The organism is Ramlibacter sp. JJN2-2R, from assembly GCF_057747835.1.
On record NZ_CM173226.1, the window covers coordinates 832,647 to 847,384 of the forward strand.

The 14,738-nt window shown below is 71.0% G+C and carries 13 protein-coding genes; 5 read left to right on the forward strand and 8 right to left on the reverse strand.

Annotation, left to right across the window (positions count from 1 at the left end; all coding sequences use genetic code 11):
* Nucleotides 1-207: 207 nt before the first annotated feature.
* The 7 genes from AC3ANR_RS04160 to AC3ANR_RS04190 form a co-directional block, all read right to left on the reverse strand.
* Entirely contained in the window at nt 208-618 is a 411-nt protein-coding gene (locus AC3ANR_RS04160) for an acyl-CoA thioesterase (RefSeq protein WP_488290614.1), read from the reverse strand.
* Nucleotides 615-1,916 carry a TRAP transporter large permease gene (locus AC3ANR_RS04165; RefSeq protein WP_488290615.1) on the reverse strand — a complete coding sequence of 434 codons (1,302 nt, stop codon included), beginning with the start codon at nt 1,914-1,916 and terminating at the stop codon, nt 615-617. The genes AC3ANR_RS04160 and AC3ANR_RS04165 overlap by 4 nt, the downstream gene beginning before the upstream one ends.
* 94 nt (nt 1,917-2,010) lie before the next feature.
* The gene (locus AC3ANR_RS04170) at nt 2,011-2,532 is read right to left on the reverse strand and encodes a TRAP transporter small permease (protein ID WP_488290616.1); all 522 of its coding nucleotides are present in this window, start codon (nt 2,530-2,532) and stop codon (nt 2,011-2,013) included.
* 54 nt (nt 2,533-2,586) lie between these two features.
* Complete coding sequence (locus AC3ANR_RS04175) at nt 2,587-3,612, reverse strand: TRAP transporter substrate-binding protein (protein ID WP_488290617.1); 1,026 nt, start codon at nt 3,610-3,612, stop codon at nt 2,587-2,589.
* A gap of 37 nt (nt 3,613-3,649) precedes the next feature.
* A complete protein-coding gene (locus AC3ANR_RS04180) occupies nt 3,650-5,272 on the reverse strand; it encodes an indolepyruvate oxidoreductase subunit beta family protein (RefSeq protein WP_488290618.1) in 1,623 nt (540 codons plus the stop codon).
* A 2-nt stretch (nt 5,273-5,274) separates the two neighbouring features.
* Nucleotides 5,275-7,428, reverse strand: a complete 2,154-nt coding sequence (locus AC3ANR_RS04185; protein ID WP_488290619.1) for a thiamine pyrophosphate-dependent enzyme — start codon at nt 7,426-7,428, stop codon at nt 5,275-5,277.
* A gap of 66 nt (nt 7,429-7,494) precedes the next feature.
* Nucleotides 7,495-9,219 carry an MFS transporter gene (locus AC3ANR_RS04190; protein WP_488290620.1) on the reverse strand — a complete coding sequence of 575 codons (1,725 nt, stop codon included), beginning with the start codon at nt 9,217-9,219 and terminating at the stop codon, nt 7,495-7,497.
* Between the two features lie 40 nt (nt 9,220-9,259).
* Here AC3ANR_RS04190 and AC3ANR_RS04195 point away from each other — a divergent pair, with 40 nt between their 5' ends.
* From AC3ANR_RS04195 to AC3ANR_RS04205, 3 genes are all read left to right on the forward strand, one after another.
* Nucleotides 9,260-10,174 carry a LysR family transcriptional regulator gene (locus AC3ANR_RS04195; RefSeq protein ID WP_488290621.1) on the forward strand — a complete coding sequence of 305 codons (915 nt, stop codon included), beginning with the start codon at nt 9,260-9,262 and terminating at the stop codon, nt 10,172-10,174.
* Nucleotides 10,175-10,266: 92 nt separating this feature from the next.
* Nucleotides 10,267-12,390, forward strand: coding sequence for a hypothetical protein (locus tag AC3ANR_RS04200; protein ID WP_488290622.1), 2,124 nt, complete (start codon nt 10,267-10,269; stop codon nt 12,388-12,390).
* Between the two features lie 126 nt (nt 12,391-12,516).
* Nucleotides 12,517-13,662, forward strand: a complete 1,146-nt coding sequence (locus AC3ANR_RS04205; protein ID WP_488290623.1) for an alpha/beta hydrolase family protein — start codon at nt 12,517-12,519, stop codon at nt 13,660-13,662.
* Here the strand turns inward: AC3ANR_RS04205 and AC3ANR_RS04210 are convergent.
* Complete coding sequence (locus AC3ANR_RS04210; RefSeq protein ID WP_488290624.1) at nt 13,659-13,841, reverse strand: hypothetical protein; 183 nt, start codon at nt 13,839-13,841, stop codon at nt 13,659-13,661. The two genes, AC3ANR_RS04205 and AC3ANR_RS04210, sit on opposite strands and share 4 nt — an antisense overlap.
* 279 nt (nt 13,842-14,120) lie before the next feature.
* Here AC3ANR_RS04210 and AC3ANR_RS04215 point away from each other — a divergent pair, with 279 nt between their 5' ends.
* Nucleotides 14,121-14,405: a hypothetical protein gene (locus AC3ANR_RS04215; protein WP_488290625.1), complete on the forward strand. Its 285-nt coding sequence runs from the start codon at nt 14,121-14,123 to the stop codon at nt 14,403-14,405.
* A 130-nt stretch (nt 14,406-14,535) separates the two neighbouring features.
* Complete coding sequence (locus AC3ANR_RS04220) at nt 14,536-14,736, forward strand: hypothetical protein (RefSeq protein ID WP_488290626.1); 201 nt, start codon at nt 14,536-14,538, stop codon at nt 14,734-14,736.
* Nucleotides 14,737-14,738 lie beyond the last annotated feature (2 nt).

The following is a 14,738-nucleotide window of genomic DNA, read 5'->3' on the forward strand; positions in this document are numbered from 1 at the left end:
CACCTGGTCGATGTGGCGGACCGGCCCGCCCGCGGGTGGCGGGAGGTCCTGCACGGGTGCGCCGGGTGGCGGCGAGCACGGGTGCAGCGGCCCGATGGATGAGCGTGGGCGAGGATACTGCATGAGGTCGCCGCGCCGACTGCGGGATTTCGCCCGGTTCGCGCGGCGGCCCGGCCTGCAGGGGCGCTCAGGGGCGAAGGGCGGCCGCTATTCGCACAGCGCGCGGATCGCCGCGGGGATCGGCTGCGCAAAGATGCTGCCGTCCTCGCGCCGGCCGGCGAAGATGCGCACCTCCTCGCACTCCATCAGCAGGTCGTCGCCGCGGGTGACGCGGTAGCGCTGCACGAAGCTCTTGGCGCGCCATTCGCCGATGCTGGTGTGGATCTGCAGCTGGTCGCCGTAGGTGGCGGTCTTGACGAAGCGGGCGTGGGTGTCCACCAGCGGCGTGCCGATCACGCCCAGCGTCTTCTCGGTCTCGGCCCACGGCGGCACGCCGCACTCGATGAAGAAGTGCCGCGAGGCGGCGTCGATCCAGCGGAAGAAGTTGGGGAACCAGACGATGCGTGCCGGGTCGCAGTCGCCAAACTCCACCCGCACGGGATAGGCGACTTCCTTCATCCCATCTTCCCCGGCAGCCACAGGGCGATGATCGGGAAGGTGATCAGGATGACCAGCCGCAGGATGTCGGTGGCCACGAAGGGCAGCACGCCCTTGAAGATGGTGGTGAAGGTCACGTCCTGCACCACGCTCTTGATCACGAACACGTTCATGCCCACCGGCGGGTGGATCAGGCCCAGTTCCACGGTCATGACGATGATGACGCCGAACCAGATCGGGTCGAACCCCAGCTGCGTGACCACCGGGAAGATGATCGGCACCGTCAGGATGATCATGGCCATGGCGTCCATCAGGCAGCCGAGCACCAGGTACATCACCATGATCAGCGCCAGCACGCCGTAGGGACCGACGCCCAGGCCGGTGAGGAAACCGGTGAGCTTCTGCGGGGTCTGCGTGATGGTCAGGAAGTAGCCGAACATCAGCGCGCCGATCAGCACCGTGAACACCGCGGCCGCGGTGCGCGTGGCCGACAGCAGCGCCTCCTTGATCTTGGCGCGATCGAGCTTGCCGCGCACCAGCCCGAGCAGGAAGGCGCCGCTGGCGCCCACGCCGCCGGCCTCGGTCGGCGTGAACAGGCCGCCGTACAGGCCGCCGATCACGAAGATGAAGAGGACCAGCGGCGCCCACACGTTCTTCAGGTCGGCGACGCGCTCGGCCCACGGCTTGGGGTCGCCGCCGGGCAGCCAGCCGGGGCGCACCTTCACGATGACCAGGATGGTGAGCACGTACAGCAGCATTGCGAACAGGCCGGGGATGACGCCGGCCATGAACAGCTTGCCGATGTCCTGCTGCGTGAGGATGGCGTACACCGCCAGCACCGTGGAGGGCGGCAGCATCGCGCCGAGCGTGCCGCCCGCGGCGATGACGCCGGTGGAGAACGACTGCGGGTAGCCGAAGCGGCGCATCTCCGGATAGGCCACGCTGGAGAACGTGGCCGCCGTGGCGACCGACGATCCGCAGATGGCCGCGAAGCCGCCGCAGGCCAGCACCGTGGCGACCCCCAGGCCGCCGCGCAGGTGGCCGATCATCGAGTTGGCGGCCTTGAACAGCTCGCGGCTGACGCCGGAGACCGAGACGAAGGCGCCCATCAGCATGAACATGGGGATCACGCCGAAGGTGTAGTCGGTGACGGTGCGCATCGACGTCTGGCCCACCAGCTTGAGCGCCGGGCCGGCGCCGGCGATCCAGGCGTAGCCGGAGATGCCCACCAGCCCCATGGCCATGCCCACGGGCACGCGCAGCAGCATCAGGGCGAAGAGCGAGACGAAGCCCACCAGGGCGATCAGGTCGGTGTCCATCGGGTGGTCAGGCTCCGCCGGGCCGCGTCAGGAAGCCCGCGGCCGCCCCGGGGGGCAGCGCAGCGCACGAAGTGACAAGCGTGGGGGCCATGCGTTATTCCGTCTTTCTGTCTTCGAAATGCTCGTCGTGCAGGGCCTCGGGCTTGACCACCAGGCGCCAGGTGCGGATGGCGATCAGGATCACCGCGCAGACGTCGCCGGCCCACGCGACCGCATAGAACGGCCAGGTGGGGATGTTCAGGTCGTAGGTGAGCACGTGGTCGACGTAGGTGAGCCGCACCTTGTCGAACAGCATGGCGGTCTGCACGACCACCACGAACAGCAGCACCAGCGTGGCGAACACGTCGATCGCGCGGCGCGCCTTCTTGCCCACGGCGGTCCAGACCAGGTCCACGGTGATGTGGCCGCCGCGGTAGCTGGTGGCCGCGATGCCCCAGAAGATCAGGATGCCCAGCAGCATCCGCCCGAAGTCGTACGAATCCGGGATCGACGTGCTGAAGAACTTGCGCAGCAGCACGTTGATGAAGATGTTGAGGGCGACGATCCCGACGAAGATCGCCGCCAGCCACTCGATGCCGCTGATGAAGCGGTCGGCGAAGTTGCGCTTGTCCTGCAAAGCCCCTCCTCGGTGGGCGCGGCGCCCACGCTGGGGCGCCGCCCGGTCAGCCGCTTACAGCGCGGCCTTGTACTTGGTCAGGCTGGCCTTGAGCGAATCCATCACGGCCTTGGGATCCTGGCCGGCCTTCTTCACGCCGTCGGCCCATTGCGCCTCGCCGGGCGCGGTGGCCTGGCGCCAGGCCGTGAGCTGCTCGGCGGTGAGCTTGTAGACCTCGTGGCCGGGCAGCGCCGCCATCTTGGCGCGGCCGGCGAACTCGAAGTCGGCCCAGGGCGAGGCCACCTTCTCGGCCCACTCGGTCGTGCAGTGGTCGTCGATCACCTTCTTCTGGCCGGCCGACATCGCGTCGTACTTGGCCTTGTTCATCGCCCAGACGAACGGCGTGACGTACAGCGGCGCGTCCATGTGGTACTTGACCACCTTGTCGATGCCGAACAGGCCGATCGAGCCCCACGGGAAAGTGATGGCGTCGGCGACGCCGCGCTCGAGCATGTCGCGCGACTCGGGGGCCGAGGCCTGCACGTTGGTGCCGCCCAGCGCGGTGACCATCTGGCCGATGGTGCTGGTGGCGGGACGGATCTTCATGCCCTTGATGTCGCCCGGCACGGTGATCTTCTTGCGCGCATGGAAGGTGCCCGGATCGTGCACGAAGGCGAAGCACACCTTCACGTCCTTCATCTCCTGCGCGGCGTACTGCTTGTACCAGGCGTCGATGGCCGCGGTGCCGCCCTTGGCGTTGGCGAACAGGAAGGGCAGCGACGCGCCGGCCATGATCGGGAAGCGGCCCGGCTGGTAGCCGGGGTTCACGTAGGCGAAGTCGGCGATGCCGTCGCGCGCCATGTCGTAGTGGTCGAACGCCTTGCCCAGCTGCTCGGAGGGGAACAGGGTCGCCGTGATGGTGCCGTTGGACGCCTTCTTGATGTCGTCGGCCCAGGCCTGCAGCGCCGGGTTGAGCGGGTGCTGCGCCGGCACCCAGCTGGAGAGCTTGAGCATCACGGGCTTGTCCTGCGCCAGGGCGGCGCCGGTGCAGAACGCCAGGGCGGCCAGGGCCGCGGCGGCGGGAACGAAGGTCTTGCGCATGCTTGTCTCCTGTTTGTGGTGGGGCACTTCGATTACTTTATATAACGGTCTCGGGCTTCCGCTCATCCATGCTTTCCCGGGGCGGGCCGGGTTTGCGCATGAACCGGATGGGCTGCTCCTTCACCGGCCGGGCCGGCGCGCCCAGGCGCACCAGCGTCGCGTCGAGCGCCTGGCCGGCGTCGTCGGCCAGCGCCGCCGCCCGGGCCGCCGCGATCGCCTGCGCCGCCGCGGCGGGATCGGGCAGGCCGGCCAGGTGGTCCAGCACGTGCAGCAGGTTGTCCTTGCCGCGCTCGTTGGTGGCGCCGTAGCCCTTGATCAGGCGGCCGCACAGGGCGATTTCGTGGCCCAGGTCCCAGCCCCGGCGCGCGCCCTGCGCGATGCCGTCCAGCCAGCGGGTCATCATCCGCTGCTCGAACGCGAACCGGCTGCCGCGCACGCGCAGCCACTTCAGGCTGGCCAGGGTGCGCAGCGCCAGCATGCCGCCCACGGTGTGCGTGCCCACCTTCAGCGGCAGCGCCCAGGCGTCCTTGCCGGCGGCGATCCGGCGGCGGTCCCAGGCACGCAGCCGGCCGGCCAGTCCTTCGGGCAGCAGCGCCGCGAATTCCGGCACGCCGGGCTTGAAGTGGTCGTACACCTTCAGCAGGTCGGCGTCGGCCGGCTTGACCTCGCGCTGCACGCGCTGCCAGCGCGAGGCGCGGCTCTTGAGGTCGGCGACGCGCACGATGTCGTCGAACGCCATCCACAGCGCGAGCCAGCGGGCCGTCTCGCGCGTGATCGCGAAGCCGTGCGCGCCGGCCGGGTCGGCTGCGCGCTCGGCGGCCAGCACGGCCTGCAGGCGCTGCGTGTACTGCTCGGCGTAGGCGCGGCCCTGGTATTCGACCAGGCGCTGGTGGCCCAGCGTGAACATCTCGGCCACCTGGGCCGGGAACGTGGCCGCGACCGCCGGCGCGGCTGCGGCCCGGCCGTTCGCGGGGTCGCGCAGCAGCTGCTCGACGAACTGCGCCTGCGCGCGGCGCGAGGCGACGATCGCGAACGCCTTGTCGAAGCCGCGCAGGCTGGCCTGCGCCGACGCGTGCGACTTCTCGTGCGGCACGCCCCCGCGCACCGCCTCCTCGTAGAACCGGCGCTCGAAGGGGAACAGGCCGCTGCCGGCGATGGCGCCAAGCAGCACCGAGCTGACGACGGTGCCGCACTCCCTGGCGGCCGCGTTCATGTCGAACACCTGGTGCTCGCGGCTGAAGGCCTGCACGAGCTGCAGCAGCTCGGCCGCATCCTGGCGGCCGTCGGCCAGCTGCATGCGCTCCTGCGTGGTCAGCAGCCGCGCGCTGGAGCTGATGACCAGCGTGCGGTCCGCGGCGGCCATGCCGTTGGTGATCTGCCGCGCCGTCTCGAGCAGCTCGGACGAGACCAGCGCGTCCAGCGCGCCGGGCACCGGGCTGAGCCCGAACACCGGTTGGCGGCCGCCCAGCTGGCTGGCCGGGACCGGGAACACCTCGATGTAGTAGGTGGTGGCGCCGGTGCGCTGGGCGACGCCGGGGATCGAGGTCGCCTGCACCGGGTAGCCGGCGCGGCGCGCCGCGTCCACCAGCCATTCGGTCAGGACGCCGCCGCCTTCGCCGCCGAGGGCGCACACGAGCAGGGTGATGGGTCGTTGGTCCATGGTCAGGCGGGCTGCAGCGCGCGCACGACCGCCGTGCGCAGGGTGTGGAACAGGCGCTCGTGCCAGCGGGGGTTCTGCACGATCTCGGCGCGGTAGAAGCTCGGGCACAGCGTCGCCGCATGCGCGTTCTCGCCGCACAGGCCGCAGCCCACGCAGCCGTCCACGACCGTGGCGACGGGGTCGACCTTGAGCGGATCCGGGTTGTCCTTGAGCGTGAGGGTGGGGCAGCCGGACAGGCGGATGCAGGCGTGGTCGCCGTTGCACACGTCCTCGTCCACGCCGTACTTGACCCGCACCACGCGCTGGCCCGTCTTGAGCAGGTTGGCGATCCAGGGCTTGATGCGGCGCTGGCGCTCCAGCTGGCACTCGCCTTCGGCCACGATGACCTTCAGGCCGTCGAAGTCGCTGGTGAAGGCCTCGACCAGGGTCCTGCGCATCTCGTCCACGTGGTAGGTGTGCACGGTGCGCATCCACTTCACGCCCAGGCCCTGCAGCGTCGATTCGATGGTGCGGTTGGTGTGCGCCAGCGACTGCGCCTTGTCGCCGGGGACCGGCTCGCCGAAGTGACCGGGCGTGGAGATGATCTCCTGCGTGCCGGTGGCCGACGTGTAGCCGTTCTTGAAGATCAGCAGCACGGCGTCGTCGCCGTTGAACAGGGCGCTCTGCACGCCGGTGAGCAGGCCGTTGTGCCAGAAGCCGCCGTCGCCCATGATGGCCAGCGTGCGCCGCTGCATCATCGGCGAGACGCCCGCGCGGCTGGCCAGGCTCATGCCGTAGCCGAGGATCGAGTGGCCCATCGAGAACGGCTCGAAGGTGCCGAACGCATGGCAGCCGATGTCGGCGGCCACGTGCACCGGGCCCATCTGCTGCTGCGCGAGCTTGAGGGCGGAGAACACCGGCCGCTCGGGACAGCCGATGCAGAAGCTCGGCGGGCGGTTGGGCAGCGGCTTGGCCAGCAGCGCGGCCGCCGCTTCGCGCCGCTCGCGATTGCCCGCCAGCCAGCGCCGGGCCTGCTCGGTGGCCGGGCCGGGCAGGTAGCTGGCGGCGAACTGCACCAGGCCCTGGGCCAGCACCTCGACGGAGTACTCGCCGCCCATGGGCAGCAGGTCCTTGCCGTGCAGCCGCGTCTGCAGGTCGCGCCGGCGCAGGTGCGTGGCGAGCTCCTGCTCGATGTACTCGGGCTGGCCTTCCTCGACCACCAGCACGCCGCGCTTGCCGGCGCAGAACTGCGCCACCTGCTCGGGCACGAGCGGGTAGGTGACGTTCAGCACCAGCAGCGGGATGTCCGGCTCGCCGAAGGCGTCGGCCAGGCCCAGCTGCTGCAGCGCGCGCACCAGCGCGTTGTGCAGCCCGCCCTGCACGATGATGCCCAGGTCGGCGTGCTTGCCGGGCATCAGCTCGTTCAGGCCGTTCTCGACGATGTAGCGGCGCGCCGCGGGGATGCGCTCCTCGGTCTTGAGCTTCTCGTGGCGGAAGGTCACCGGCGGATGCGCGAGCCGCATGTAGTCGAACGCCGCCGGGTTCTCCATCAGCTGGCGCGTGGACACCGGCGGCGGCACGTTGTCGCCGGCCTCGAAGCTGCCGCGCACGTGGCACGCGCGGATGCGCAGCTCCAGGATGGCGGGCATGTTCGACGCCTCGGACAGGCGAAAGCCGTGCTCGACCATCCGCACCATCTGCGGCAGGTTGGGCCGCGGGTCGAGCAGGCACATGGTGGACTTGAGCGCGTACGCGTGCGTGCGCTCCTGGATGACCGAGGCGCCTTCGCCGTAGTCCTCGCCCACCACGATCAGCGCGCCGCCCTTGACGCCCGGCGACGACAGGTTGGACAGCGCGTCCGAGGCGACGTTGGTGCCGACGATGGACTTCCAGGTCACCGCGCCGCGCAGCGGGTAGTGGATCGAGGCGCCCAGCATGGCCGCGGCCGACGCCTCGTTGGCGCAGGCCTCCACGTGCACGCCCAGCTCGTCCATGTAGGGCTTGGCCTGCACCATGACGTCGAGCAGGTGGGACACCGGCGCGCCCTGGTAGCCGCCCACGTAGGCGACCCCCGACTGCAGCAGCCCCTTGGTGATGGCGAGGATGCCCTCGCCGTGGAAGGTCTGGCCGCGCCCGAGGCGCAGCGACTCGATTTCCTTGCTGAACGAAACTTCCAAAGCCGTGTCTCCCGGGGGCGCCGCAGTGTCGCCCGGGCCGGCTCATCCATCAATCCACTGAGCGAACTAACTGGTATGCGCTGGCTGCATGTCGGCCGGGGCCGCCGTGGCGCCCCAGTCGCGGGTCGCCAGCGCCAGCAGCACGATGCCCGCGGCCACCGGCACGGTGAACACCAGGGCCTGCGCGGCGGCGTGCACGGCCGGCATGCCCAGCAGCTTGTCCAGGAAGTTGCGGCCGTACATGGCCAGCAGCAGCGGCGCGATCCACAGCGCCGCCCGCCGCCACGGGCCCGCGGCGTCGGCCAGCACCTCGCGGCCGGCCAGCAGGAACAGGGCGGATGCGATGAACACGAGCGTGAAGAACACGCCCAGGATCGGCTGCGCGCGGCCCAGTGCCTCGTGCGAGGCCCAGTAGGGCACCCAGGCCAGGCAGGCGATGCCCAGGCCGACCGCGCAGTTGCGCGAGCGCCTGGCAGCCAGGGCGTCGCTGAACACGACGACCCGCTTCATCGAAGGCAGCAGCAGCACGCACAGCGGACCGGTGATGGCATCGACCAGCAGCGTGACGGGGTAGCCCCAGGCCTCCACCGCGATGCCCTGCCACTGGGCGGCGATGGCGATGGCCAGGTTCATCATCGCCATGTAGGCCGTGAACTGGGTGGCCGCCACGCGCGGGTTGGTGATGTCCATCATGATCGCCGAGCGGGTGCCGTACATCAGGCCCTGGAACACGGCGTACGCCAGCGAGGCGATCCACAGCGAGCGCACCAGCTCCGGCAGCGGCGCGCCGCCCGGGGCGCGCGGCATGACGTAGCCGTGCTGCTGCAGCACCCACATCAGGTACAGCACCGGCAGGCTCATGGTGGCCAGGTAGACGGCCAGCGTCGGTCGCCGTCCCAGCTTGTCGGACACCCAGCCGCCCAGCACCATCGCGGCGGCCGAGATGATGCTGGTCCACAGGTTCAGCGCGCCGACCTCGTCGTCGGCCATGCCCACTTCCACCGCCAGGTTCGACTGCAGCGCCAGGCCCAGCGACATCGCGCCGGCCGGCAGCAGGGCGAAGAACACGCCGTTGAGGGCGCCCTTGGTGCCGACGAAGGAGCGGAACGAGTCCACCGCGAACTGCTTCATCTCGGCGCCGGCGGTGCGCCAGGCGCCGCGCATCGACTGCGCGGCCGCCGCGGCGCCCTCGGCGATCGGCTCCTTGAGCGGCAGCACGACGAACAGCGTGACGGCGCTGATCGCGGCGGCCACGAAGAAGAAGCTGGAGTTGAACCCCATGGAGTGGATCAGGAACAGCACGCCGCTGCCGCCCACGGCCTGGCCGACCGAGGCGCCGGCGAACATCAGCCCGTTGGCCAGGCCGCGCTCGTCCTCCGACAGCGTGTTGACCGCCAGCGAGTCGATCGCCACGTCCTGGATGGCGCCGAAGGTGTTGTGCACCAGCAGGATGGCGGTGAACAGGCCCAGCCCCTGCGGCAGCGGCACCATGACCAGCGACACCAGGGTCAGCACCATCACGACCTGGGTGAGCAGGATCCAGCCGCGCCGGTGCCCGAACCGCTGCGAGCGGAACACGTCCACGAACGGGCCGAACGCCCACTTGAACGCCCAGGGCAGGTAGAAGGAGGCGACGAAGGCGCCGATCTCGGCCGGCCCGACGCCCTGGCGGCGCAGCTGGGTGGCGACGGCGGTGGCCGCGAAGCCGAGCGGGATGCCCTCGGTGACATAGAGCAGGAAGAACGCGGCGAGGCGGCCGCGGCGGGTGGCGAGCAGGTTGGGCAGGCGCATGCCCGATCGTAAAGCCTGCGGATGGGCTCCCCCGGCTACGATGCGACCGGTGCACCTGAAGGACATCGACCTCAACCTGCTGCGCCTGTTCGACGCCGTCTACCGCACGCGCAACGTGAGCCGGGCGGCCCAGCTGCTGGACCTGACCCAGCCGGCGGCCAGCCAGGGCCTGACGCGGCTGCGCGCGGTGCTGCACGACCCGCTGTTCATGCGGGCGGCAGGCGGGGTGCAGCCCACCCCCAAGGCGCACCGCCTGGCCGAGCCGGTGCGCCAGGCGCTGTCCACCCTGGAGCAGGCGCTGGGCGAGTCGGCCGGGTTCGATCCGCGCCAGTCGACGCGGGCCTTCCGCATCCACATGAGCGACATCGGGGAGGGGCGGTTCCTGCCCGAGCTGATGGTCGCCCTGCGCGAGCACGCGCCCGGTGTGCGCGTCGAGACCCTGCCGCTGCCGCGCGACGAGATCACCGGCGCGCTGGACACCGGCCGCATCGATTTCGCGTTCGGCTTCCTGCCGATGGTGCGCGAGACACAGAAGCTGGAACTGCTGCGCGACCGCTACATCGTGCTGCTGCGCTCGGGCCATCCGTTCACGCGCCGCAAGCGCACGGAGGCGCAGCTGCGCCAGGCGCTGCGCGAGCTGGAGTTCGTCAACGTGCGCACGCACGCCGACACGCTGCGGATCCTGCAGCGGTTGCACGTCGAGGACCGCCTGCGCCTCACGACCGAGCACTTCATGGCGCTGCCGTCGATCGTGCGCGCCACCGACCTGGCCGTGGTCATGCCGCGCAACATCGCCGAGGGCTTCATGGCCGAAGGCGGCTATGCGATCGTCGAGCCGCCCCTGGCCGGCCGCGAGTTCGCCGTCTCGCTGCACTGGAGCCGCCGCTTCGAGGCCGACCCGGGCAACGCCTGGATGCGGGCGCTGATCGCCCGCCTGCACGGCCGGACCGGGTAGGACCGCCTAGCCCATCCGGGTTAAGACTGCCGGGCGATCCTCGACGGTCGGGTTGCCCCTACGCTCCGCCCCACCTTGTTGGAGGAGTGTTCATGAGAAGTCGTCTCACCTGGTTGAACGTGCTCGTCGCGAGCACGATGGTCCTGGCCACCGCCGGCTGCGGCGGCGGCGACAGCGGCGACACCGTCGCCTCCGCGCCGGCACCTGCGCCGGCTCCCGCCCCCGCGCCGGCACCGGCGCCGGCCCCCGCGGCCGCCACGCTGGTCGGCGTCGCCGCCAGCGGCGCGGCCGTGCCCAATGCGCGCGTCACCATCACCGACAGCAGCGGCGCCTCGCCCTGCGTCGAAACCGCCATCACCACCACGCCCCTGGGCAGCTACACCTGCACGCTGCAGGCCGGCAAGGTGGCGCCCTTCTTCGTGGTCGTCACCGACCCGACCGGCAACACGCCCGCATTGGTGAGCGTGGCCACGACCACCCCCGCGGCCGGCGCCGCGCTCACGGTCAACGCCACGCCGCTGACGACGGCCATCGTGGCGCAGCTGGGCGGCGGCGACGCGCTCGCCGTCGTCAACAGCCGCACCGTCGACGCCGCGCAACTGACGGCCGTCACCACCAACGTCGTGGCGCAGCTGGCGCCCGTGCTGGCGGCTATCAACGCACCGGCCGGCTACGACCCGTTCTCCACCTCCATCACGGCCGCCACGGCGGCCGGCACCGGAAACACGGCGGACATGGTGCTGGACGTCGTGAAGGTCGTCATCGACCCCGCCAGCGGCAAGCTGGCCCTGGCCACCATCGACAACCCGACGCCGGTCGTGCTGGCCACCCCGACCACGACGGGCGCCACCGTCGCCGCGCCGGATGCGGCGGTCTCCTCGCTGTCGCAGGCGGCGCAGATCGCGGCGGCGAAGTTCACGCAGTGCTTCGCGCTGCCCACCGCGCAGCGCGTGCTGCACGTCACCGACCATCCCGCCAGCGAGGGCGGGCCCGAGGTCGACCAGGTGGGCGCCGCCTGCGAGGACTTCGTGTCCGACTCGGCCAACGCGGCGGGCATCGACTATCTGCACAACGGCTACTACGCCGGCCAGCAGTTCCACGGCATCCTGACCAGCGACCAGATGACCGGCGCCACGTTCAGCGTGCCGGAGATCATGGCCTTCTATCCGAAGTCGTCGACGGCCGTCGCACCGGCCTGGGAGGCCTACGACCGCGCCGTCCTGAACATCCGCTACGTCGACTCGGCGGGCAACCCGGGCAACGCGATCACGGTGGCCGCGAAGCTCCCCGGCACGTCGTCGGCGGCGCGTCCGACCGAGTGGTGGCTGGTGGGCAACCAGCAGCCGGTGGACACCAGCACGACGCTCATCATCCGCCGCGTCGAGCAGATGAACCCCGCGAACACGGCGGCGTTCAGCACCTTCCAGATGGGATTCCTGGTCAATGTCAACGCCAAGGGGCCGGGCAGCGTCGACGCCGCCACGGGCGACACCCTGACCCTGGCCCGTGTCTCGGGCCCCGGCCTGCCGGGCAACGGCGGCGTGGGCACGGGCCTGGTGTTCAAGGTGTCGTCGTCGGCCCAGCAGCCGTCGATGGACCTGTTCAACAAGACCGGCAGCCTGACCACGGGCAGCCAGTGCGGCAACAACGTGACGTTCAACTGCCCGCTGGTGTGGGTGCAGCGCACCAAGGGCCTGACCGGAGCCGATGCCACCACGCTCGCGGCCAATCCGAACAGCATGTTGTGGGCACAGCCGGCCGACGGCTTCGACGTCAGCAAGTTCGTCAAGGGCGCGCGCTACAAGATCGAACTGTTCTACGGCGCCAACACCACGCCGCTGCGCACGGTCACCAAGACGCTGCTGAGCGATTTGGTCCCGGCCACGACCTTGGTCAACCTGCCCTGGAGCGCGCCGGGCCCCAAGACGCTCGCGGCCCTGGACCCCAACGGTGCCCTGGCCGGCGTGCAGACGGCACTGCCCCTGGACTGGGTGCAGAACCCGGCCGCGCAGCAGATGCAGAACGTGGGCGCGGTGGTCGACGGTGCCGGCAGCTATGGCCCGAACAAGTCCATCGCCCCGGGCGCCACTTCCGTGACCCTGGACAACTCGACAGTCCCGGCCTTCACGCTGACCACGCCGCCCAGCCGGAGGTTGAAGTTCAACTACCGCATGACCGACGGCAGCGTGAAGTCGGTCGTGTACCAGTACAACTGACCCACGCAGCCCGGCGCCCTTGGTCGCCGGGCCCCTTGCTGCAGGCGCTGCCGCCTTCCCAGGCGCAGCGCCTTTCTTGTGGGTGCCCCGCGGCGTGCCTGCGGCGCCTCGCCGACAATGCCGCCCATGTCCAGCCCCTCGCTCCAGCTTGCCGTCATCGACGTGCGGCCCGGCGCGGCCCTCGAGAGCCAGTCGGGCCTGCAGATGCTGCGCCCGCGCATCTATGGCGCCTGGGCGCAGCCGGCCGGCCCGAAGAAGGTCGCTGCCATCGTCATGCATCCGACCAGCAACTTCATGGGGCACTACCTGATCGGCCCGCTGGCCGAGCGCGGCGTCGCCTGCATGGGGCTGAACTCGCGCTATGCCGGCAACGACACGCTGCTGGTGATGGAACGCGTGATCCAGGACCTGGGCGCCGGGGTGCAGTTCCTGCGCGGGCAGGGCTACGACAAGGTGGTGCTGGTGGGCAACTCGGGCGGCGCCTCGCTCGCGGCCTTCTACCAGGCACAGGCCGAGCGGCTCACCATCGAGACGCTGCCGGATGGCGATCCGGCGGGCCTGTCACCGGCCGACCTGCCGCCGGTGCAGGGCCTGGCCCTGTGCGCGGCGCACGAGGGGCGCTCGCACCTGATGCGGCACTGGATCGACCCGTCCGTGTTCGACGAGGACGACCCGCTGTCGGCCAACTTCGACCTCGACATGTACGACCCGCGCAACGGGCCGCCCTACGCATCGGAGTTCCTGGCGCGCTTCCGGGCCGCCCAGCAGGCGCGCCTGGAACGCATCGACCGCTGGGTGGTCGATCGCCTGGCGCTGCTGCGGCGGCGGGCCGAGCCGGGCGGGCCGCGCGACCAGGTGTTCGTCATCCACCGCACGCATGCCGATCCGCGCTTTCTCGACCTTGCGCTCGATGCGAACGACCGCGAGGTGGGCAGCGTCTGGGGCGCCGGCGCGGTCGGCGCGCGATCGGTCAACTACGCCGCCAGCCAGATGGGGCGCATCACGTCGCTGACTGCCTTCCTGTCCCAGTGGTCGCCGCGCAGCCTCGCCGATGGCCCGGCCAACCTGGCCAGGACGTCGGTCCCGGTGCTGCTGCACACCTACACCGCCGACCAGTCCACGTTCCCGAGCACGCGCGATGCCTGGCTGGCCGCCGGCGGCAGCCGGATCCGCAACATCGACGTGAAGGGCGCCAACCACTACCTGGCGGGGCAGCCGCAACTGGTGCGGCAGGTCGCCGACGAGATGGCCGCCTGGATGCTGGCGCTCTAGCGCCAGAGCGCCGCCAGGGCGAAGCCCACCGGCGGGCAGAAGATCAGCAGCACGAGCACGATCCAGGCGAGGCGGTTCATCACGGTGGCGCGCCGCTCGGCCTGCGGCGGCCGGCGCGCACTGAGGCCGTCCCAGTCGAAATCACTGTCGTCGAACACGCCCTGGTCACCCGCTCGCATGCCGCGATTACTGTCCAGCCGGCGGCGCCCGCAGCCTGGGGTTTTCCCGCAGTCGGCTCAGCGGCGCATCTGGCGGCTGGGCCAGCCCTGGTCGCGCACCCCCTCGCCTGGAGGAGGGAACAAGTCGCGACATCGGCCACATTCGGACACGCCTGCCGTTCCGTCGGCGGTGTCTCCCCCGCGCATCGGATGTGCGGCGCTTGCACGGTGGGCGCGCTTTGCACGGCCGGGCCGCGGGCCTCAGCCGCGGAGGCGGGGGCGGGCCCTCAAGATGAGTTCATGTTCCAGACGATGACCCAGTGGTTCGCGCGCGCACCGCACCGCATGGTGCAAGGCGGCCTGTGGATGTTCTTTGCCGGCGCCGCCGGCCTGCTGCTCGCTGCCGTGGCCTGCACCGGCGCGCCCACGCCCGCGGCGCTGGCCGAGCGCTTCCCCGATTGGCCGACCTGGTTCGTGCCGGAAAGCCCGGTCGGCTACACGTTGGCGGCGTCCCTGGTGTGCTGGGGCGTCTGGGCGATGGGTTCGGGCCTGCGCCTGGCCCGCGGCGACCGTGCCCGCGACTGAAGCGCGGCGAACGCCAACGGCTGAGCCACAGGCGGCGAATTCCGCCGCCAGGTCCGGTAGCGCTCCTACACGCGCCGGCCCGTGGCGTCCGCACGATGGTGGCCACGACGCACCCATCGGGAGCCCCACGATGCCGCAACGAGACCTGTACGCCAGCGCTGCCATGCACTCGCCCCTGTCCGGCACCGGCTGGGGCCCTTGGGCGCACGACAGCTTCGATGCCCAGCCCGACGGGCCGGGCCTGCTGGTCAGCCGCGCATTCTGGATCGGCGGGGCGCTCTCGCTGGGCCTGTGGGGCGCGGCCACCTGGCTGGTGCTGGCGTTCCTCTGACG